Source organism: Streptomyces sp. NPDC052396, assembly GCF_044593195.1.
Taxonomy (GTDB): domain Bacteria; phylum Actinomycetota; class Actinomycetes; order Streptomycetales; family Streptomycetaceae; genus Streptomyces.
The window spans coordinates 41,366-61,184 of record NZ_JBIUAW010000004.1 but is presented as its reverse complement, the minus strand read 5'-3'; the positions used below and the strand labels follow the sequence as shown (position 1 = coordinate 61,184).

Annotated in this window: 18 protein-coding genes and 1 pseudogene; 5 read left to right on the top strand and 14 right to left on the bottom strand. The window is 71.2% G+C overall.

Features of this window, described 5'->3' with window-relative positions:
• Positions 1–8 precede the first annotated feature (8 nt).
• A complete protein-coding gene (locus ACIHFE_RS11515; protein WP_400105653.1) occupies positions 9–809 on the bottom strand; it encodes a GNAT family N-acetyltransferase in 801 nt (266 codons plus the stop codon).
• Between the two features lie 72 nt (positions 810–881).
• Here ACIHFE_RS11515 and ACIHFE_RS11510 point away from each other — a divergent pair, with 72 nt between their 5' ends.
• A complete protein-coding gene (locus tag ACIHFE_RS11510; protein ID WP_400105652.1) occupies positions 882–1,820 on the top strand; it encodes a class I SAM-dependent methyltransferase in 939 nt (312 codons plus the stop codon).
• Here the strand turns inward: ACIHFE_RS11510 and ACIHFE_RS11505 are convergent.
• The 7 genes and pseudogenes from ACIHFE_RS11505 to mqnC all read right to left on the bottom strand — a co-directional run.
• Positions 1,799–2,254 (bottom strand): annotated as a pseudogene (locus tag ACIHFE_RS11505) (NUDIX hydrolase); the annotation flags it as partial. The gene ACIHFE_RS11510 and the pseudogene ACIHFE_RS11505 overlap by 22 nt on opposite strands.
• A gap of 58 nt (positions 2,255–2,312) precedes the next feature.
• Entirely contained in the window at positions 2,313–3,596 is a 1,284-nt protein-coding gene (locus ACIHFE_RS11500; RefSeq protein WP_400105651.1) for a geranylgeranyl reductase family protein, read from the bottom strand.
• 76 nt (positions 3,597–3,672) lie between these two features.
• The gene (locus ACIHFE_RS11495; RefSeq protein ID WP_400105650.1) at positions 3,673–6,093 is read right to left on the bottom strand and encodes a hypothetical protein; all 2,421 of its coding nucleotides are present in this window, start codon (positions 6,091–6,093) and stop codon (positions 3,673–3,675) included.
• Between the two features lie 99 nt (positions 6,094–6,192).
• Positions 6,193–6,888: a demethylmenaquinone methyltransferase gene (locus ACIHFE_RS11490; protein WP_400105649.1), complete on the bottom strand. Its 696-nt coding sequence runs from the start codon at positions 6,886–6,888 to the stop codon at positions 6,193–6,195.
• 321 nt (positions 6,889–7,209) lie between these two features.
• Positions 7,210–7,836 carry a Uma2 family endonuclease gene (locus ACIHFE_RS11485; RefSeq protein WP_400105648.1) on the bottom strand — a complete coding sequence of 209 codons (627 nt, stop codon included), beginning with the start codon at positions 7,834–7,836 and terminating at the stop codon, positions 7,210–7,212.
• 101 nt (positions 7,837–7,937) lie between these two features.
• Positions 7,938–8,579 carry an imidazolonepropionase-like domain-containing protein gene (locus ACIHFE_RS11480; RefSeq protein WP_400105647.1) on the bottom strand — a complete coding sequence of 214 codons (642 nt, stop codon included), beginning with the start codon at positions 8,577–8,579 and terminating at the stop codon, positions 7,938–7,940.
• A complete protein-coding gene (gene mqnC, locus ACIHFE_RS11475; RefSeq protein WP_400105646.1) occupies positions 8,573–9,790 on the bottom strand; it encodes a cyclic dehypoxanthinyl futalosine synthase in 1,218 nt (405 codons plus the stop codon). The genes ACIHFE_RS11480 and mqnC overlap by 7 nt, the downstream gene beginning before the upstream one ends.
• A gap of 268 nt (positions 9,791–10,058) precedes the next feature.
• On the opposite strand from mqnC, the gene ACIHFE_RS11470 reads away from it, so the two are divergent.
• Together ACIHFE_RS11470 and ACIHFE_RS11465 are read left to right on the top strand one after the other, a co-directional pair.
• Positions 10,059–11,174, top strand: a complete 1,116-nt coding sequence (locus tag ACIHFE_RS11470; RefSeq protein WP_400105645.1) for an alpha/beta hydrolase — start codon at positions 10,059–10,061, stop codon at positions 11,172–11,174.
• A 152-nt stretch (positions 11,175–11,326) separates the two neighbouring features.
• Positions 11,327–12,436, top strand: coding sequence for an alpha/beta hydrolase (locus ACIHFE_RS11465; protein WP_400105644.1), 1,110 nt, complete (start codon positions 11,327–11,329; stop codon positions 12,434–12,436).
• Positions 12,437–12,508: 72 nt separating this feature from the next.
• Here ACIHFE_RS11465 and ACIHFE_RS11460 read toward each other — a convergent pair whose 3' ends face one another.
• On the bottom strand, positions 12,509–13,366 hold the full coding sequence (locus tag ACIHFE_RS11460) for a menaquinone biosynthetic enzyme MqnA/MqnD family protein (protein WP_400105643.1): 858 nt from the start codon (positions 13,364–13,366) through the stop codon (positions 12,509–12,511).
• Between the two features lie 282 nt (positions 13,367–13,648).
• Here ACIHFE_RS11460 and ACIHFE_RS11455 point away from each other — a divergent pair, with 282 nt between their 5' ends.
• Positions 13,649–13,852, top strand: coding sequence for a cold-shock protein (locus ACIHFE_RS11455; RefSeq protein ID WP_030067036.1), 204 nt, complete (start codon positions 13,649–13,651; stop codon positions 13,850–13,852).
• A 276-nt stretch (positions 13,853–14,128) separates the two neighbouring features.
• On the opposite strand, the gene ACIHFE_RS11450 is transcribed toward ACIHFE_RS11455, so the two are convergent.
• Entirely contained in the window at positions 14,129–15,907 is a 1,779-nt protein-coding gene (locus tag ACIHFE_RS11450) for an AMP-dependent synthetase/ligase (RefSeq protein ID WP_400105642.1), read from the bottom strand.
• A gap of 87 nt (positions 15,908–15,994) precedes the next feature.
• Here ACIHFE_RS11450 and ACIHFE_RS11445 point away from each other — a divergent pair, with 87 nt between their 5' ends.
• On the top strand, positions 15,995–17,014 hold the full coding sequence (locus ACIHFE_RS11445; protein ID WP_400105641.1) for an AraC family transcriptional regulator: 1,020 nt from the start codon (positions 15,995–15,997) through the stop codon (positions 17,012–17,014).
• A gap of 60 nt (positions 17,015–17,074) precedes the next feature.
• On the opposite strand, the gene ACIHFE_RS11440 is transcribed toward ACIHFE_RS11445, so the two are convergent.
• The 4 genes from ACIHFE_RS11440 to ACIHFE_RS11425 all read right to left on the bottom strand — a co-directional run bounded on the left by ACIHFE_RS11440 (position 17,075) and on the right by ACIHFE_RS11425 (position 19,777).
• On the bottom strand, positions 17,075–17,704 hold the full coding sequence (locus tag ACIHFE_RS11440) for a TetR/AcrR family transcriptional regulator (protein WP_400105640.1): 630 nt from the start codon (positions 17,702–17,704) through the stop codon (positions 17,075–17,077).
• A gap of 131 nt (positions 17,705–17,835) precedes the next feature.
• Positions 17,836–19,158 carry a dicarboxylate/amino acid:cation symporter gene (locus ACIHFE_RS11435; protein ID WP_400105639.1) on the bottom strand — a complete coding sequence of 441 codons (1,323 nt, stop codon included), beginning with the start codon at positions 19,156–19,158 and terminating at the stop codon, positions 17,836–17,838.
• An 87-nt stretch (positions 19,159–19,245) separates the two neighbouring features.
• Complete coding sequence (locus ACIHFE_RS11430) at positions 19,246–19,329, bottom strand: putative leader peptide (RefSeq protein WP_400106056.1); 84 nt, start codon at positions 19,327–19,329, stop codon at positions 19,246–19,248.
• Between the two features lie 157 nt (positions 19,330–19,486).
• The gene (locus ACIHFE_RS11425; RefSeq protein ID WP_400105638.1) at positions 19,487–19,777 is read right to left on the bottom strand and encodes a DUF4229 domain-containing protein; all 291 of its coding nucleotides are present in this window, start codon (positions 19,775–19,777) and stop codon (positions 19,487–19,489) included.
• Positions 19,778–19,819: the final 42 nt, after the last annotated feature.

Genomic DNA, 19,819 nt, shown 5'->3' with positions numbered 1-19,819 from the left:
GTCCGGCACTAAGGCGCCAAGGGCCGGCGGGGCGCCGGGTCGTAGACGTAGGGCGTGGTGACGCTCAGTGCGGTGAAGCCCAGCCGGGTGAGGATGGGGCGGCTGTCATCGGAGGCGTCCACCTGGAGATAGCGGTAGCCACGGGCGGCGGCGATCCGGGCGCGGTGGGCGACCAGGGCACGGTAGATGCCGCGGCCGCGCCAGGCCGGGGCGGTTCCGCCGCCCCACAGCCCGGCGAACTCCGTGCCGGGGCAGAGCTCCATGCGGGCCGCGCACACCGGCTGGTCACCGGCCAGGGCGACCACAATGGTGATCTCGTCCGGCCGCTGGGCGAGTTGCTCGCGCAGTTGGTGCGCCAGGCGGGATGCCTCGGTGCCAAAGGCCAGTTCATGGGCGGTGGCCACCAGATGGACCTCGGCGGGGTCGGTGACCGTGTGCAGACGGATGCCCTCGGGGAGGGCCGGCTCGGTGGCGACCGTGCCCGCCTCGGCGACCATCAGGGTCTCCGCCGGCTCCGGGACAAAGCCGGCGGCCCGGAGGCGGTCGCCCAGGTCGGCCGGGGTGTCATGGGAGTAGAGCTTCCACTCGAACTCCCGGCCGAGCGAGGCGAAATGACGGACCTGGGCGGCGATGGCCGCGTCCGCGGTGTCCTCGGTGAGGCGGGACCAGAGCACCCCGTTCCAGCCGTGCGGCGGGGCGGTCTGCCGCACCACCTCGCCCACCCGTTCCACCTGCCCACCGGGCCCGTCGGGCCTTGCGTGCTCGCGGAGTTGGACGTCCAGGGCGCGCAAAACGTTTGCCGGATCCATGGGGTCACTCCAGCATTGCGGTTGCACGGGTGCAACGGATATTCCTGTGTGCAGAGGTGAGGGAGGGGCCGGATGACACTGGAGCTGGTCAGGGAAAGGCTGTTGGCCGGGGAGCAGGCGGCCGGCCTGGCGGCGGCGGCCGCCTCGGCGGAGGAGCGGTTCTATCTCGCCATGGCCGCGTACCGGGCGGACGACCTGGACACGGCGGCCGGACTCGCCGCCCTGGCGGCCGATGCCGAGCCGGGGCGGGTGGTGTACATGGAGACCGCCCGCTGGCTGGCCTCCGGCCGGCAGGCCGATGTCTACGGCGAGTCGGCGGCGTTCACCGCCTTTGTCCGCGGCGGCGGCAATGTGGGGCTCTACCGGGCCACCCAGGAGGCGCTGCGCGCCGAGTACACGGCCCGGCGGCCGGGGCGGCTGCTGGACATCGGCAGCGGCGAGGGGCATGCGCTGCTGCCCGCGCTCACCGATGAGGTGGGCTTTGTGGAGGTGGTCGAACCCTCCGCCGAACGCCTGGAGTTGGTGACCGGAGAGCTCGGCCGGCGCGGAGTGGCGCACCGGGGACACGCCCTCACCGGCCAGCGGTTTATGGCCGAGCGGCCGGACGGGTCCTGGGACCTGGTGCAGGAGACCTTCGCCCTGCTGACCCTGGGGCGGGCGGAGCGGCTGGAGCTGCTGCGGTGGCTGCGGCCGCGTACCGGGCGGCTGTTGCTGGTGGAGTTCGACGCACCGGTGATCGGGGACGGGCTGGAGCCGCAGTGGTTCCGCTATCTGGTGTCCCGGTACGAGCGGGGCCTGCGGGAGTACCGGGAGAGCCGGGAACTGGTGGCCCAGGGCTTCCTGGTGCCCGTACTGCTGGGCAAGCTGGGCAGCACCGGGCACCAGGAACACGATGAGCAGCCGGTGGCCGCCTGGGTGGCGGACCTGGCGGAGGCCGGCTTCACCCCCGAGGAACCGCGCCGGCTGTGCGACTACTGGTGGGCGCCGGTCTACGCGGTGGCGGGCAGCTGACCGGGGCGCGGCCGCAGCAGTTCGGGGAGGTGGGGCGGCCAGAGCGCCTCCCGGGCGCTGGCCAGCTCCCGTGGCGTCCACCAGCGCCAGCCGAGGATGCCGTCCTCGGCGTGCGCGGCGGCGGTCCGGCCGGCGGCCGGCTCCCGGCGGGGGCCATGGGCCAGATAGAGGTGCTCATGCTGGCGCACCGGTATGCCCGCGCGGGTGAAGTCATGCTCCCAGGTGCCCAGCAGCAGCCCCGGCTCCAGATCCGTCCAGCCGGTCTCCTCCACGAGCTCGCGCAGCGCGCCCTGGCGAGGGGTCTCACCGGGTTCCAGGCCGCCGCCGGGCATGGCCCAGTGCACGCCCACCTCTTCGTTGTCATAGCGGAAGAGGAAGACCGCACCATCGGGGTCGAGAACGGCTACTCGGGCCGCGCGTCGGGGAGTTCGCATGCCGGAAGGGTAAGGAGCGCCCTGTCAGCGCGGCGTCAGTGACCGCTGTCCGGGGACATCAGGAACGCGGCGCCACCTTGCTCAGCCCATTGATGATCCGGTCCATCGCGTCGCCCCCGGTGGGGTCGGTGAGGTTGGCGAGCATCTTGAGGGTGAACTTCATCAACAGCGGGTGGGTGAGGCCGCGTTCCGTGGCCAGCTTCATGACCTTGGGGTTGCCGATCAGCTTCACAAAGGCGCGGCCCAGCGTGTAGTAGCCGCCATAGGTGTCCTTGAGCACCTTGGGGTAGCGCTGGAGCGCCAGCTCCCGCTGGGCGTACGAGGCGCGGGCGTGCGCCTGGACGATCACATCCGCGGCGATCTGGCCGGACTCCATGGCGTAGGCGATGCCCTCGCCGTTGAACGGGTTGACCAGGCCGCCCGCGTCGCCGACCAGCAACAGGCCCCGGGTGTAGTGGGGCTGGCGGTTGAAGGCCATGGGGAGGGCGGCGCCCCGGATGGGGCCGGTCATGTTCTCCGGGGTGTAGCCCCAGTCCTCGGGCATGGAGGCGCACCAGGCCTTGAGGATCTCCCGCCAGTCCAACTCCTTGAAGGAGCTGGAGGTGTTGAGGACGCCCAGACCGACATTGCTGGTCCCGTCGCCCATGCCGAAGATCCAGCCGTAGCCCGGCAGCAGCCGGTCCTGCGGGCCGCGCCGGTCCCACAGCTCCAGCCAGGACTCCAGGTAGTCGTCGTCATGGCGGGGCGAGGTGAAGTAGGTGCGGACCGCCACGCCCATCGGGCGGTCCTCGCGGCGGTGCAGGCCCATGGCCAGGGAGAGCCGGGAGGAGTTGCCGTCGGCGGCCACCACCAGCGGGGCGTGGAAGGTGACGGGCGTCTTGTCGTCGCCGAGCCTGGCGTGCACACCGGTGATCCGGCCGGTGCGGTCGTCGATCACGGGCGCGCCGACGGTGCAGCGCTCATACAGCCGGGCGCCCGCCTTCACCGCCTGCCGGGCCAGCTGCTCATCGAAGTCGTCGCGCTTGCGGACCAGGCCGTAATCGGGGAACGAGGCCAGCTCGGGCCAGTCCAGTTCGAGCCGGACGCCGCCGCCGATGATGCGCAGACCCTTGTTGCGCAGCCAGCCGGCCTCCTCGGAGATGTCGATGCCCATCGACACCAGCTGCTTGGTGGCGCGGGGGGTGAGCCCGTCGCCGCAGACCTTCTCCCGGGGGAACGCCGTCTTCTCCAGCAGCAGCACATCCAGGCCCGACTTGGCCAGGTAGTACGCCGTGGTGGAGCCGGCGGGACCGGCACCCACCACGATCACATCGGCGGTGTGTTCGGCAGGGGATGCAGTCACGTCGGCTCTCCGTTCGGCTGGTGACCAGGTCTGTCGACCGAGTCTATGAGCCGGGCGGACGGTGACGGGCACGCGGTCAGTACGGACCGACCCACCAGAAGGCCAGCGCGGTGCGGAAGGTGGCGCCGAAGTCGCTGCCGAGGTTGTCGCGGCCCTGGAAGAGGACGGCGTACTCGGTCCCGGAGTCGTCCACATACGCCTGGTCCATGGCCCGCATCAGCTGCCCGGAGCCCGGCTCCCGCCAGGTCCACTCCCAGCGTGCGCCCGGGCGCCCCTGGAAGGTGTTGGGCGTCATGCTGACTCGCTGATAGCCCGGCTGCCGGCCGACCACCTTCTCCATCTCCAGGAAGTGGTCATAGGCCGGCTGCGAGGTGTGTTCGAGGATGCCGACCCGCAGGTGCTCGGGCCCGGTGGGCCCCGCGTAGTCGATCTGCCCGCTGCCCTTGTTCTCCCGGTGCCAGCCCTTGGGAACGGCCAGCGAGAACCCTTCCGGGGAGGTCATCCGCTCATAGCCGGCGGGCGGTTCGCCGGTGGGCGGAGTGGGCTTGTCCGGGGCCGCCGTCGGGGTGCCGGTGGGCCCGGCACTCCCGGACGCGTCCGGGGACGGGGACACGGACGGAGACGGAGACGGGGACGAGGACGGGGACGGGGGCGGCGAGCCCGGTGAGGCCGCCACGGTCCGCGGGCTCGCCTCCCGCTTGGCGCCCCCGTGCTGCTGCACCAGCAGCACTCCGGCCGCCCCCGCACCCCCGACCAGAAACGCGGCCAGCCCGATCGCGGCCCACTTGAGGTAGGGGGCGCGAGGGGCGGGCGCACCCGGATCGCCGATCGCGGTGTCGGGTACGGGAGTTGACGCCCCGGGCGGGGGCGGGACGGCAGCCGCCGGCGGCGCACCGGCGGGCGGGGCGCTCCCGGCGGGGGGAGTGGCCGGCGCGGGGGCAGTGGTTGGCGCGGGAGGAGCGGTTGGCGCGGGCGGGGCATCCACCCGCGGCACGCCGGGGGTGGGCGCGCCGGACGGATCGACGGGCGCGGGCGCAACGGCGGGCGGGGCGGGCACCGTCGGGGCCACGGCGGGCGGGGCGGGCGCCGTCGGGGCCACGGCGGGCGGGGCGGGCGCCGTCGGAGTGGCAGGCGTGGCGCCCGGCGGCGCGGGGTGCCAGGCCGGCGGCGGGGCGTAGGGGGGAGCCGGCGGGACGGAGCCCGGGCGGCGGGTGCTCTGGATGAGGAGGGCCAGCAGGACCGCGCCCCCCGTCCACAGCGCACCGAACAGCAGCACCTGGCCACCGTCCGGGCCGAAGTGGGAGTTGGCCAGGAGCAGTCCAAGGGCCGGCGAGGGGAGGAAGGACGCTTCCCCGGTCAGGTCGACGGAGACGCCGGAGACCAGGGCGAGCAGCCAGAGGGCGGCCAAGAAGAAGGCACCGGAGAGGAGTTGCTCACGGTAGCCCGCGGCGGAGCGGCGGACCAGCAGCCAGGTCAGCGAGAGGGCGCACAGCACTCCTGCCGCCACCACGCCCAACTGGGCCCAGACGCCCCACTGTTCACCGATCTGGTTGAGGCCCACCGAGGCACTGTGCCCCCAGCCGCCGGAACCGGCGCCATAGGAGTAACCCGGGGAATAGCCGGCGGAGGAGCCGCTGGTGGCCTGGGCGTCCGCGCCGAAGGAGATCCCCAGGGACAGCACCGCCAGGTTGCCCAGGACGGCCAGCGAGCCCAGTACGCCCCAGCCGCCGCCCACCTCGTCCTGGTGGGCGGCGATGACCACAAAGTCGATCAGGGCCCAGAGCCCCACGGAGAGCGCCAGGGCGCGCAGCGCGGTCCCGCAGGCCCGTACCGTCATCCGCGCGCCGGGCCCCAGCCGGGCGGCCAGCGCGTCACGGCACAGTACGGCCGCGCTCGGCCCGGCGGTCAGCGCCAGAACGAAGAGGGCGGCCAGCGAGGGTGTGGTGGAAAGGGAGACCCGGTCGGACGACGGCTGGCCGTAGAGGCCCAGCACCAGCACCGCCGCCGCGCACAACAGCCCCGTCCGCAGCGCGTACTCCAGCCCGCCGCCCACCGGGCGGAGCCGGCGCAGCCGCCGGGCGCCCAGCACCGTGGCGGCGATCCACAGCACGGTGATGGTGAGCAGCCAGACCGACACCGATCCGGTGCCCCGGACCAGTCCGCCACGGCTGCCGGCGCCGATGTCCAGACTGCCGCCCAGCCCCTGCAGCAACAGGGCGATGACCAGCTGGAAGCGCTCCGGCCAGGAAGGCGCCTCCCGGTCGCCCCCGGTGGATATGGACAGCCCCAGCGCCACGATCAGCAGCAGGCCCAGCGGCCAGAGCGCGACCCGGGCCGAACCCGCCCAGTCGCCGGTGAACACCCGGCGCAGCCACAGCGCCCCGGGCGAGAGCGGTGGCCCCGGCGGTGGCGGCGGAGCCCAGGGCGCCGCCGGTAAGGGTGCGGGCAGCTGCATGCCACAGGCCGCGCAGCGGCGGGCGTCAAGGGCTGCGGCCAAGCCACAGGCAGGGCAGGACAACTGCATGAGCGCTCCGGAGTTATGGCAGGTCAGGGGCGGTGCGATGCCGCGTGATCCTACCGGCCGGAACGCCGCCGCCTAGGCGGTTTTGACGGCCCGGTGCAGGGCCACGATCCCGCCGGTGAGATTGCGCCAGGCCACCCGGGACCAGCCCGCCCGCCGCAGCCGTGCGGCCAGCTCCGGCTGGTCCGGCCAGGAGCGGATGGACTCCGCGAGATAGACATACGCGTCCGGGTTGCTGCTCACCGCACGGGCGACCGGCGGCAGGGCGCGCATCAGGTACTCGGTGTAGACGGTGCGGAACGGCGCCCAGGTGGGGCGGCTGAACTCACAGATCACCACCCGCCCGCCGGGCTTGGTCACCCGCAGCAGCTCAGTCAGCGCGGCATCGGTGTCCTGGACGTTGCGCAGCCCGAAGGAGATGGTGACCGCGTCGAACACACCATCCGCGAAGGGCAGCCGGGTGGCATCACCGGCGGTCAGCGGCAGCCAGGGGTTGCGCTTCTTGCCCTCCCGCAGCATCCCGGTGGAGAAGTCACAGGGGACGACATAGGCGCCATCGGCGGCGAAGGGCAGCGAGGAGGTGCCCGTACCGGCCGCGAGGTCCAGCACCTTCTCCCCCGGGCGGGCGGCCACGGCCTTGGCCACGGCCTTGCGCCACAGCCGGGACTGGCCGAGCGAGAGCACATCGTTGGTGAGGTCGTACTTCGCGGCCACGTCATCGAACATGGCGGCGACTTCGTGCGGCTGCTTGTCCAGGGAGGCTCGGGTCACGCCCCCCATTGTTCACCCCTCGCTCTGGACGGGAACGACCGCCCCGAAAGGGAGGCCGCCTCGCGGTGCGGACTGCGCTGCTCCTTGGGCCCCCGCGCCCCCAGGACCGCCGGTCCCCCCGCCCGGTGACCCCCACGGCGACCAGGCTTGCTACCGGCGGTGCGCGTCATCGTGGCCCGCCGCCGCACAGCGGTTGTCCGGGCCCTCCAGCTCGCACCGCGAGGCGACCGGAGCGGCCGTCCCCGCGGAGATCATCCTGGCGGGTGGAAGCGGTGGGGAGGGTTCCTCTTAGCGGGGTTCTGATGGGTGGGGGCACTGCCCTTACGAATCGCTGACGCGAGTGCGTCGCAGCTCGATGAGGGTGGCCAGGTCAATGACGATGGGGAAGGGGCGATTGGTCTCCAACTTGCCGACGTGCACCGGACGGTCGAAGGACGAGATGTACTGACCGGTCTCACTGTGCAGCCAGTATTCGTGCACCTCGGGATTACCGTCCTCGCCGCGCTCGACCCGCCAGTAGTTCTTGATGCCCGCCGCCGCGTACAAGGCAGGCTTGCGGACACGATCATCCTGACGCGAACCAGGAGACACCACCTCGACCACGAGGACCGCGTTCTCCGCGGGGATATGCCTCGCCTCGAAGATGTCGATCCCGCGCTGGTCGAAGACCACGACGTCAGGAACGGGGGGGTTGTACTTGTCGATCAGTACGCATTGCTCGGAAAGAACGGCGTAGGGGCCCTCAAGGCATTCGTCCAGTCGTTGCTCGATACGGGCCCGCACCAGGTTGTGCCATGGCACCGTCCTCCCCCTGACCGCGATCACTCCGTCCACAAGTTCCCAGTCGAACGGCAGCTCCAGGTCTTCCACCTGGTCAACCGTCCAGCCCTCGACAGGCGGGAACATCCAGTTCTCAGGAGTGGCCTTCTCCAGCCGCTCTGCGGTCATCACTGCTCCCATGAACGCCAGTCTGGGCGCGGGTGCGGATCGCGATCCCGTATACGACGGTAGCGTCACCCGAACCAGTGGCGGGCCGACACCGCGCTGACTCAGGCCCGCCGGTGCACCAGGCGCCCACCCAGCACCGTGGCCACACACGTCCCGGCCCCGGCCGCCAGCAGCCCCGCCTCATCGGGGGCGTCGAACACGGCGAGGTCGGCCCGGGCGCCGACCGCGAGCGGCGCCGCCAGTACGTCCGCCAAGGCCGCCGCACCCCGCAGCGGATCCAGGTCCGCCTCACCCGGCGGCGGGGCGGAAACGGGCAGCACGGTCAGCCCGGAGCGGGCCACGGCGGTCCGTACCACCGGGTCCCGGAACGGCCCGGCCACCGCCACCGTGCCATGGCCGAGCATCCGCTGCAGGCCGCGCCGGGCGCTGCCCGCCCAGCGGGTCTCGGACATCTCCAGGGCGGCCAGGCGGTCGCCGGTGAGCGGGCGGTCGCCGACCGTCCCGTACTCGCGGGGGTCGGGGTGGTACGTCCGCTCCAGCAGCGCGGCCCCGTGCCACTGCCGCAGCCCGGGCAGCAGCAGGCCGGGCCAGCGGCGCACCCGGGCCGTGGGATGGGCGGCGGATACCTCGGGCAGCGGGCCCAGGGCGGTGACGCGCCCGCCGTCCACGGCCACCGCGCCGCCGGGGACCGACGCCGAGCCGTCCCCGGCCAGCAGCAGGTCCGCCGCGTGAACGGTCAGCATCGGTCGGAGGCGACCAGCTTCAGCTCGGGGTGCGCGGTGCCGCCCTCGATGGCGGTGGAGGACAGGTGGGAGACCACCCGGTCGTCGACCGGGTCATTGGCCGGGTCGTCGTGCACCAGCAGGTGCTCATAGGTGGTGGCCCGCTGCGCGGGGACGCGGCCCGCCTTGCGGATGAGGTCGATGAGCTCCATGCGGTTGGAGCGGTGCTTGGCGCCGGCCGAGGAGACCACGTTCTCCTCCAGCATCACCGAGCCCAGGTCGTCCGCCCCGTAATGCAGCGAGAGCTGCCCGGCTTCCTTGCCCACCGTCAGCCAGGAGCCCTGGATATGGGCCACGTTGTCCAGGAACAGCCGGGCGACGGCGATCAGGCGCAGGTACTCGAAGATGGTGGCCTGCGTCCGGCCCTTCAGCGCGTTGTTCTGCGGCTGGTAGGTGTAGGGGATAAACGCCCGGAAGCCGCCGGTGCGGTCCTGGACCTCGCGGATCATCCGCAGGTGCTCAATGCGCTCGGCGTTGGTCTCGCCGGTGCCCATCAGCATGGTGGAGGTGGACTCCACACCCAGGTTGTGGGCGAGCTCCATGATCTCCAGCCAGCGCTCACCCGACTCCTTGAGCGGGGCGATGGCCTTGCGCGGCCGCTCCGGCAGCAGCTCGGCGCCGGCGCCCGCGAAGGAGTCCAGGCCGGCGGCGTGAATACGGCGGATGGCCTCCTCGGCGCTCACCCCGGAGATGCGCGCCATGTGGTCCACCTCGGAGGCGCCCAGGGAGTGGATGACCAACTGCGGGAATTCCCGCTTGATCGCCGAGAAGTGCTCCTCGTAGTACTCCACGCCGTAGTCGGGGTGGTGACCGCCCTGGAACATGATCTGGGTGCCGCCCAGTTCCACGGTCTCGGCGCAGCGGCGCAGGATGTCGTCCAGGCCGCGGGTCCACACCTTGTCGCTCTTGGGCGGCGCGTAGAAGGCACAGAACTTGCAGGCCGTCACGCAGGCGTTGGTGTAGTTGATGTTGCGCTCGATGATGTACGTGGCGATGTGCTCGGTGCCCGCGTACCGACGGCGGCGGACGGTGTCGGCGGCCGCGCCCAGGGCGTGCAGCGGGGCGGACCGGTAGAGCTCCAGCGCCTCCTCCGGCGTGATCCGGCCGCCCGCCGCGGCGCGGTCGAGGACGGCTGCGACGTCAATAGACGAGAGGTCGGCGTTCGCGGTCACCGGGCGTCCCTTCGGAGGGGTCGGAGGGGTGTGATCAAGACCGATGTCAAGACCGAGCCAGCCTACGCCAGGGGCCCGGACGGCCGTGGGGCGGCCGGGCAAGGGGCCTTGGACCCCGGCATTCCGTTCGAATGACCTGGGCATTGGGCTTTTTGTTCGACCTATGACTCAATTCACGGAACCCACCGGTGTGATTTGACCATCCCCTAGGGCGGAATCGACACCGTCATGTCCCTTCGGGACAGCATCAACGTCACGGAGCGACACGATGACGCACAGTCCAAACGGGGCCTACCGGTCCCGTGGCCACCGCCGGGCCTCCAGCGCCAAGCGGTGGGCCATCGTCGCGGTCTGCATAGCCGTGGTCGGCGGCATAGCCTGGCCGGTGCTCAGCTATTTCAACTATTTCGACCTGTTCTCGGACAAGGGCGAATCCATCAGCTTCGGGCAGGAAGGCGGTCAGGCCGGGGGTGACACCGGGCAGCAGAAGTCCGACCCCAAGTCCCCGGTGCTGATGCCGACCGGCCCCAAGGCCGACTTCAAGATCGCCAACACGGTCCCGGAGGACGGTACCAAGATCGCGGTCACCACCCTGGAAGGCAAGAAGTCCGGCTTCACCGGCAAGGTGTGGGTCTGGGTCCCCAAGGAGTACAAGGACCCCAAGTACGCCAACAGCGGCTTCCCGGTGATGATCGCGCTGCCCGGCGGCGCCGGCTACCCGATCAACTACTGGATGGGCACCGACCTCAAGCTTGAGGCGAGCATCTCCAAGTGGCACGACGAGGGCAAGAGCCTGCCGTTCATCCTGGCCATGCCGGTGCTCAACCCGCACCCGGACAACGGCATCTACAACGACGCCAGTGACATCCCGGGCCAGCCGAAGATGGGCACCTGGCTCACCGAGGACGTCCCCGACCTCATCAAGGCCAACTTCCGCACCATCAGGTCCCGGGACGGCTGGGCCATGATGGGCTCCTCCACCGGTGGCTTCGCCAGCCTGAAGTCGGCCCTCCAGAAGCCGGAGAAGTTCAAGGCGATCATCGCCTCCGGCCCGGACATCGCCCCCGACTCCCCGCTGTGGAACGGGCATGAGACGGAGAAGGCGGCCAACAACCCCAACCTGCTGGCCCCCAAGCTGATCAAGAAGGGCGGCCCGGATGTCTATCTGGCCTTCCAGGTCGGCACCAAGGGCTCGGACGCCCAGGCCAAGCCCAAGATCGAGCAGTTCCTCAACAAGTTTGGCAACAAGGGCCCGATTCACACCAAGTACAGCGTGATCCAGGGCGGCGAGCACAACGCCAAGACCTATGTGCCGGGCATGTACGACGGCGGCCTGATCCAGTGGATCAGCGAGCACATGCAGGGGCCGACGCCCGCCTCCTGACGTTCATACGGTTTCGCACGCCGGAGCCCCGGCCCTCAACAGGGTCGGGGCTCCGGCGTGTTGTGGCATCGTGGCCCCACGCGGCATGGTTCCGAACGGGCAACCCGGGGACAGAATCTGCCCATTCGGCGAAGTCGTCCTGGAGCGACGCGATGACGCACTCTTCACAGGGGGCCTACCGGTCCCATGGCCACCAGCGGGCCGCCCGGGCCAAGCGGTGGATCCTCGCGGTGGTCTGCATAGCCGTGCTCGGCGGCCTCGCCTGGCCGCTGCTCGACCGCTTCGAGGTCTTCTCGGACCAGGGCGATCCGATCAGCTTCGACCAGGAGAACAAGCCGGGTGGTCAAGCCGGCGGCAACAGCGGTCGGTCGGGCGATGCCCAGGTCTCCCTGCCGACCGGGCCCAAGGCCGACTTCAAGATTTCCGGGACGGTCCCCGAGGACGGCACCAAGATCGCGGTGACCACCCTGGCGGGCCGGAAGTCCGGCTTCACCGGCAAGGTCTGGGTGTGGGCCCCCAAGGAGTACACCGACGATCCGAAATACGCCGGCAGCGGCTTCCCGGTGATGATCGCGCTGCCCGGCGGGCCCGGCTATCCCAGCAACTACTGGATGGGCACCAACCTCAAGCTTGAGGCGAGCATTTCGCGGTGGTTCCACGAGGGCAGGAGCCTGCCCTTCATCCTGGCGATGCCGGTGCTCAACCCGCATCCGGACATCGGCGGTCTGTACTGGGACGGCAGCGACATCCCCGGCCAGCCCAGGATGGGCACCTGGCTCACCGAGGATGTCCCGGATCTCATCCGGGCCAACTTCCGCACCATCAAGTCCCGGGACGGCTGGTGCTTCATGGGCTCTTCCACCGGAGGCTTCGCCGGCCTGAAGTCCGTGCTGCAGAAGCCGGACACCTTCAAGGCCGTGATCGCCTCCGGCCCGGACATCGTGCCCGACTCCCGGCTGTGGAACGGGCATGAGACGGAGCAGGCGGCCAACAACCCCAAGGTGCTGGCGCAACGGCTGATCGCCGCCAGGGGCCCGGATGTCTATCTGGCCTTCCAGGTAGGGACGGTGGGCAGCGACGCCCAGGCCAAGGGGCCCATCGAGGACTTTGTGGCCAGGTACACCAGGGGTCCGGTGAAGACCAGGCTGAGCGTGATCCAGGGCGGCCGGCATGACGCGGCCAGCTATGTGCCGAACATGGCCACCGGCGGCCTGATCCAGTGGATCAGCGAGCATATGCGGGGGCCGGTGCCGGGCTCCTGAGTGCCCGGGCCGTGTTCGGCGCCTCGTTCGTGGCTCCGGTCCTGATGGGCCCGGGCCACCGCGCCCCGGGGGTCAGCTCCCCAGCAACCGCACCGGCACATCCGCCGGATAACCCGAGGACGACCCCGTGCGGCGGGCGAATTCCGCGACGCCCGCCAACTGCCGCTCCCCGAACCGGAAATCGAGCGTGGTGAAGTAGCGCTCCAGCAGCCCGGCGTCGAACGCCTCCCAGCGCGCCGCCTGTTCGGCGACCTTGCCTACCTCCCTGAGGGACAGGTCCCGGGAGGCCAGGAAGGCCTGGTGCACCTTGGACACCAGCAGCGGCTCCCGGTCCAGGTAGTCCCGGCGCGCGGCCCACACCGCGAACACAAACGGCAGGCCCGTCCAGTCCTTCCACATCTGCCCCAGGTCATGCACCGCCAGCCCCAGCCGGGGCGCCTGGTGCAGCGAGGCGCGCAGCGCGGCGTCGCCGATCAGCACGGCGGCGTCCGCCTCCTGCATCATCGCGCCGAGATCCGGCGGGCAGGTGTAGTAGTCCGGCCGCACGCCGTACTTCTCGGCGAGCAACAGCTGGGCCAGGCGCACCGAGGTGCGTGAGGTGGATCCCAGGGCGACGCGCGCCCCGTCCAGCTTCTCCAGGGGCAGCTGGGAGACGATCACGCAGGACATCACCGGGCCGTCACAGCCCACCGCGATGTCGGGCAGGGCCACCAGCTGTTCGCTGTGGCGCAGGAATTCCACGAGGGTGACCGGGGCGATGTCCAGTTCGCCGCGGACCAGCCGCTCGCTGAGCTTTTCCGGGGTGTCCTTGGTCAGGTCCAGGTCGAGCAGGCTGCCGGTGCGGGCCAGACCCCAGTAGAGGGGCAGACAGTTGAGGAACTGGATGTGACCGACGCGCGGGCGGGAGCGGTGCCAGGCTGAATTGTCCACAGCGGGAGGCTAGCCCCGGATCCCGGCCGGTCCGCGCCGGGGGGCCGCCGCATCGAGCCCGACCGGCGATCTTTTCCGGACCTCCGGAGCGGAAAACCCCCCGTGGGCGTGATCTTCGACTCTTCCGTCGCGAGAACCTACCGTGCTAGGCTCGCCGCAAGTTGCAGTTTGGTTTCCCTTGCAGTACAGAGCCTGCGGAGCATGTAACCCGCAGGCTTTTGTAGTTTTCAGACTTCGTCGAAGGTTCTGGAGCAGGGCAACCCTTTGGCCCAAGGAGGGCTTATGGCTACCGGAACCGTGAAGTGGTTCAACGCTGAAAAGGGCTTTGGCTTCATCGCCCAGGACGGCGGGGGCCCCGACGTCTTCGTTCACTACTCCGCGATCAACGCTGCTGGCTTCCGCTCCCTCGAGGAGAACCAGCAGGTCACCTTCGACGTCACGCAGGGCCCCAAGGGCCCGCAGGCGGAGAACGTCACCCCGGCCTGATCGCGGCCGATTCGCAGTAACCAAGGAGCCCTGTTCCCCGCTTCGGCGGTGGACAGGGCTCCTGCCTTTACTGGGACTTCACCGTGCCGTTGTCTTCCGGTCCCCCGGCCGTACCTCCACCGGAAGCCAACCGGAAGATCTCATTCGCACAGCACATCGGCTTTCCGGGAACGCGTTCGCCGAATCCGCCGCATCCGGTAGCGGCCGGAAAAGGGCCTTAATGAAAACCTGACACACGGCGATCAACACAGCATCGATCTTGGCCAAAATCGGCCGCTATTCGTACAGTGCCTCGATCTCCGCCGCGTACCGCTCCGCGATGGCCGCCCGGCGCGGCTTGAGGGTGGGCGTCAGGGCACCGCTCTCCACCGTGAAGTCCTCCGGCAGGATCGCAAAGGCCCGGATCCTCACCGGCCCGGCGAACTGCTCATTGGCCGCGTCCACCGCCTCCTGGCACAGCTGGCGCACCGCGGGGTGCCGGGCCGGGCCCCCGGCGCCGAACTCCACCCCCATCCGCCGGGCCCAGCCCGCGAGCTCCCCGGCGTCCAGGGTGAGCAGGGCCACCGGGTAGGGGCGGCGATCGCCGACCACCACCGCACGGGAGATCCAGCGGGACTGCTGGAGGGCGAACTCCACCAGGGAGGGCGCGATGTTCTTGCCGCTGGAGGTGATCACCAGGTCCTTCTTGCGGCCGGTGACGGTCAGATAGCCGTCCTCGTCCAGCCGCCCCAGGTCACCGGTGTGCAGCCAGCCCGCCTCGTCCAGCACCTCGGCGGTGGCGGCGGGATTGCCGTGATAGCCCCGGAAGATCCCGGGCCCCCGGGCCAGCACCTCGCCGTCCCCGGCGATGCGCACCTCATGCCCGGGGATGGGCCGCCCGACCGTACCGGAGCGCGCCGCTCCGGGATAGTTGGCGGTGATCACCCCGGCCGCCTCGGTCATTCCATAGCCCTCCAGCAGCGGGATGCCGCAGGCACGCATCAGGTCCATGGTCTGCGGGGCGATCGGCGCCCCACCGGTGCGGGCCGATCGCAGCCGGCCGCCGAACAGCTCCCGGACCGGGGCGAACAGCCGGCGCTCGGCCTCCTCCCAGCCGGCCCGCAGCTCCGGCGGCAGCTCCTCGCCGCGCTCCCGGGCCGCCTGTGCCGCCAGGCCCAGCTCCACCGCCCGGGCCAGCCGGGCCGGTCCCTCCGGGCCCTCGGCCTCGGCCAGCGCACGGATCCTGGCGTGCACCTTCTCGTAGAGGCGGGGCACCGAGGGCAGCTGGGTGGGGCGGATCTCGGACAGCTCGTCCACCACCCGGTCGACACGGCCGCCGAAGTAGCACACGGTCCCGCCCCGGATCAGGGTGGTGCACTGGATGATCTGGGCGAGGATATGCGCCAGCGGGAGGTAGAGGTAGGTGGTGTCCCCCGGGCCGCCGTCCGCCAGCTGGGCGGTGGCCTCATGGTTGGCCAGCAGATTGCCATGGGTGAGACAGCAGCCCTTGGGCGGGCCGGTGGTGCCGGAGGTGTAGAAGATGCCGCAGAGGTCGTCTTCGGTCCGGGAGGCCGCCCGGGCCAGGAGCTCGCCGGCCGGGGCCGGACCGGGCAACTCGCCGAGGACGAGGGGGTGTTCGCCGGCACCCTGGCCGTCGATCAGCACCACCGAGCGCAGCCGGGGCAGCTTCGCCCGTACCGAGGCCACCCGCTCCGCCTGGGCCGCGTTCTCCACGATCACCACCGAGGCGCCCGAGTCCCCCAGCACCCAGGCCAGTTCCGCCTCGGCGGCCGAGGGGTAGACGGGCACCAGCACCGCCCCGGCGGCCAGCACCGCGAACTGGGCACAGGTCCACTCGGGCCGGGTCTCGCTCAGCACGCCCACCCGGTCACCGGGCCGGACACCCAGGCCCAGCAGGCCGCACCCCATGGCGCGGACCGTCTCCGCCAGCCCGTCGTAGGAGAGCTCCCGCCGGCCGCCCGGGTGGCGGGCGCCGGCGCTCAGGGCGGGCAGCGGGCCATGGCGGGCCGCCGCCCATTCGGTGAACACCGCCAGTGTGCCGGGGCGTTGGGACATGGCACCCCACGCTAGACAGTGCGGGCGGCGCCGGGGATGACCGGAAGCGTCAGCACCACTGACCGCGCCGCTCGGCACAATGCCCTCATGCCCACCACCATCAGCGTGCACCGCGTCCGCGCCGCGCTGGGCGGCGTACGACGGCTCGGCATCGATCCGGTGCCCCCGCTGCAGACGGCGCGCATCCCACCGCTGCTGCTCGGCGACGACCTGGCACGGGTGACCGCGGAGCAGTTCGCCTCGCTGGTACGGGAGTTGGGGCGGGTTACCGGGGACGAGTTCCTGGGCCTGGGCACCTCGCCCAGCCGGCCCGGCACCTTCGCCATGATGTGCCACGCCTGTGTGGGCTGCCCGGACCTGGGCGCCGCGCTGGACCGGGCGGCACGCTTCTACGGGCTCTTCCCCGGCGGACCCCGGCTGGCCCTCGAACAACGCGATGGCCAGGCCGAGTTCACGGTGCGCGGCGATCTGCGCGGCCACCCCGAGGGATGGTTCCTGGCCGAGTGCCTGCTGCTGGTCTGGCACCGGCTGGCCGGCTGGCTGATCGGCCGCCGGATCGCCCTGCACCAGGCCGAGTTCGGCCATTCCGCGCCGCCGGACGCCACCGAGTGCGCGGCGATGTTCGGCTGCCCGGTGCGCTTCGGCGCCGCCCGGACCGGCGCCCGGTTCGACCCGCACTGGCTGGCCGCACCGGTGCTGCGGGACGAGACCTCGCTGGACGGGCTGCTGCGCCGGGCACCGGCCGACCTGCTCAGCCGCCGGGCGTACCGGATGACCGTCACCGAGCAGGTGCGCCGGGCCTTCACCGGGGCGCTGCGGGCGGGCCGTCCGGCCCGGCTGCCGGAGCTGACGGAGCTGGCGGCCCGGCTGGCGGTGAGCCCGGCGACGCTGCGCCGCCGGCTGAGCGCGGAGGGCACCTCCTACCGGCGGCTGCGCGAGCAGGTGCTGCGGGACGCCGCGCTGGCCGGGCTGGCCGGCGGGCGGGAGCCGATCGCCGAACTGGCGGCCCGGCTGGGGTTCTCCGAGGGCACCGCCTTCCACCGGGCGTTCCGCCGCTGGACCGGGAGCACCCCGGGGGCCTACCGAGGCGGGTTCACCGGAGAGTGACCGCGGCCGAGGGAGCGGGGCGGGCGCCCCGGCCCCGCCCCCCGCTCCGCCCGGCTCCGCTCAGCTCCCGGCCGGCGGCGGCCAGCGCCGCCCGCCGGTGAGGTTCTCCAGCCCCACCCAGGCCACATTCATCAGGGTGGCCGCCGTCTCCCGGGCCGAAGGCACCGCGCCGGTACGGTTGTTGGCCCAGCCGGCCAGCGACTCGGCCGCGCCCACCAGGGCGTGCGCCAGCCCGGAGACCTCGCGGTCGCTCAGCGGCTGGGCATGGCCGTCCCCCTGGGTGCTCTCCGCGATCAGCCGGGTGACCACATCGACGATCTCCTGCCGCAGCTCGGCCACCACCAGTGCGAAGGGCTCGCCATGGGTGCGCGCCTGGCAGCTGAGCACCGCCCAGCCGGCCGGGTGTTCCGCGGTGTGCGCGAAGAAGGCCCGCAGCCCGCACCAGAGCCGCCGGTCGGCGCTGTCACCCGGCTCCACGGCCGCCCGGATCTCCTGGATCAGCGACTCCGCCTCGCGCCGGATGCAGGCGCTGAACAGCTCCTCCTTGGAGTTGAGGTAGAGATAGACCAACGGCTTGGACGCCCCGGCCAGTTCGGCGATCTCGTCCATGGAGGCCGCGCGGTAGCCGCGCCGGGCGAAGACCTCCACCGCGGCGTCCAGCATCTGCCGCTCGCGGACCGCGCGGGGCATCCGCTTGACCCTGGGTTTGCGTTGTGCAGGAGTTGCAGTAGTCACGACAAATCCCTCCGCCCCCGTAACTTTACCGGCAGGTAATATCACGGAGGGGAGGGACGTCAAGGGTGGCCGTCAGGCCCTGACGATCACGCTACGGCGGCCTCGGCCGCCGGCTGCCGCGCATCCTCCTCGCGCTCCAGGCCGGAGGCGGTGACGGCGTCATAGGCGGCCCGGTCCAGGATCTTCTCGCGGGCGGCGACGATGATCGGGATCGCCGACTGGCCTGCCACGTTGGTGGCAGTGCGAATCATGTCCACGATCGGGTCTATGGCCAGCAGCAGACCCACGCCCGCCATCGGCAGGCCCAGCGTGGACAGGGTCAGGGTCAGCATCACGGTGGCCCCGGTCAGTCCGGCGGTGGCCGCCGAGCCGATCACCGAGACAAAGGCGATCAGCAGGTAGTCCCGCACCTCCAGGTGCACCCCGAAGACCTGGGCCACGAAGATGGCGGCGATGGCCGGGTAGATCGAGGCGCAGCCGTCCATCTTGGTGGTGGCACCGAAGGGCACCGCGAAGGAGGTGTACTCCTTGGGCACGCCCAGACGCTCGGTCACCTTCTGGGTCAGCGGCATGGTGCCCACCGAGGAGCGGGAGACAAAGGCCAGCTGAATGGCGGGCCAGGCGCCCTTGAAGAACTGCAGCGGGCTGACCTTGGCCGCGGTGGCCAGCAGCAGCGGGTAGACGCCGAAGAGCACGATGGCGCAGCCGACGTAGATGTCCGCGGTGAAGGTGGCGTACTTGCCCATCAGGTCCCAGCCGTACTTGTAGACGGCCTTGCCGACCAAGCCCAGGCTGCCCAGCGGGGCGAGCCGGATGACCCACCACAGGACCTTCTGCAGCAGCTCCAGCACCGTCTCGCTGAGGGTGAGCAGCGGCCGGGCCTTCTCACCGAGCTGGAGCACGGCGACACCGGCCACCGCGGCCATAAAGACGATCTGCAGCACATTCAGCTGGGTGAACGGGGTGATCACATCGGTGGGGACGATCCCGGTGATGAAGTCCAGCCAGGAACCGTGCTTCTTGGGCTCGGCGCCGTCCGCGGCGGTCAGGCCGGTGCCCGAGCCCGGGTGCGTCAGCAGGCCGATGGCCAGGCCGATGCTCACCGCGATCAGCGAGGTGATCATGAACCAGAGCAGGGTGCGGGTGGCCAGCCGGGCGGCGTTGGAAACATTCCTCAGGTTGGTGATGGACACCAGGATGGCGAAGAACACCAGCGGGGCGACGACCACCATCAGCAGCTGGACGAAGATCCCGCCGATTTTGTCGAGGGTGGTCTGCAGCCAGCCGATGTCGCCGCTGCGGGCGGCCCAGCCGAGCAGGGCGCCCAGCACCAGGCCGAGCAGGATCTGGGCCCAGAAGGGGACCTTGGGTATGCGCGGGCGCGCCGGGGACACGGAAGTGGTGGACAACGGATGCTCCGGGGGACAGACGGAAACGCGGGCGTGGGAGCGCCGGGAGATCCGTTTCGAGAGGGATCTCCGGCCGCGGGACGGAGGTCAGCGGCGGCGACAGGCCGCGGACGCACAGCGGCAGAGATCGACGTGCAGGCGCGCCACAAGCCCGGGGATCCCGGGGCCCATGGGGAATCGGTGCGCTGCTGTCTTCATGCGCACCACGGTAACACCGGCCCTTTGGGTCACCCAAAGGGATTCTTTGGGATCAGGGCCGGAAAAACGCCCGGACCCCGTCGTTGAGCGGCGGGAGCCGGGCGTGCTGTGACCAGGGTTACCCGCGCCCTCAGGCGACCGAGTCCTCCTGGGCCGCGTTGGCCGCCAGCGACTCCTTGGCGCGGTCCACCCGCGCGGCGACCTGGGCCGCCATGGCCTCGCGCTGCTTGCGCAGCAGCACCCAGCTGAGCGGGGCGGAGAGGATCAGGGCCAGCAGGACCATCCAGAAGATGTTGGAGCTGCCGACGCCCAGCGGGATCAGACGTGCGTAGCACAGCACCCAGACGACGGCGAAGCAGGCGATGAGGAGGCCGAATCGCCAGGCGGTGTAGCGGAGCGATGCGAAGTTCTGGCTACTCACGGACGGGACCTTCTTCTCAACGGCAACCGAAAGGGTCCCTCC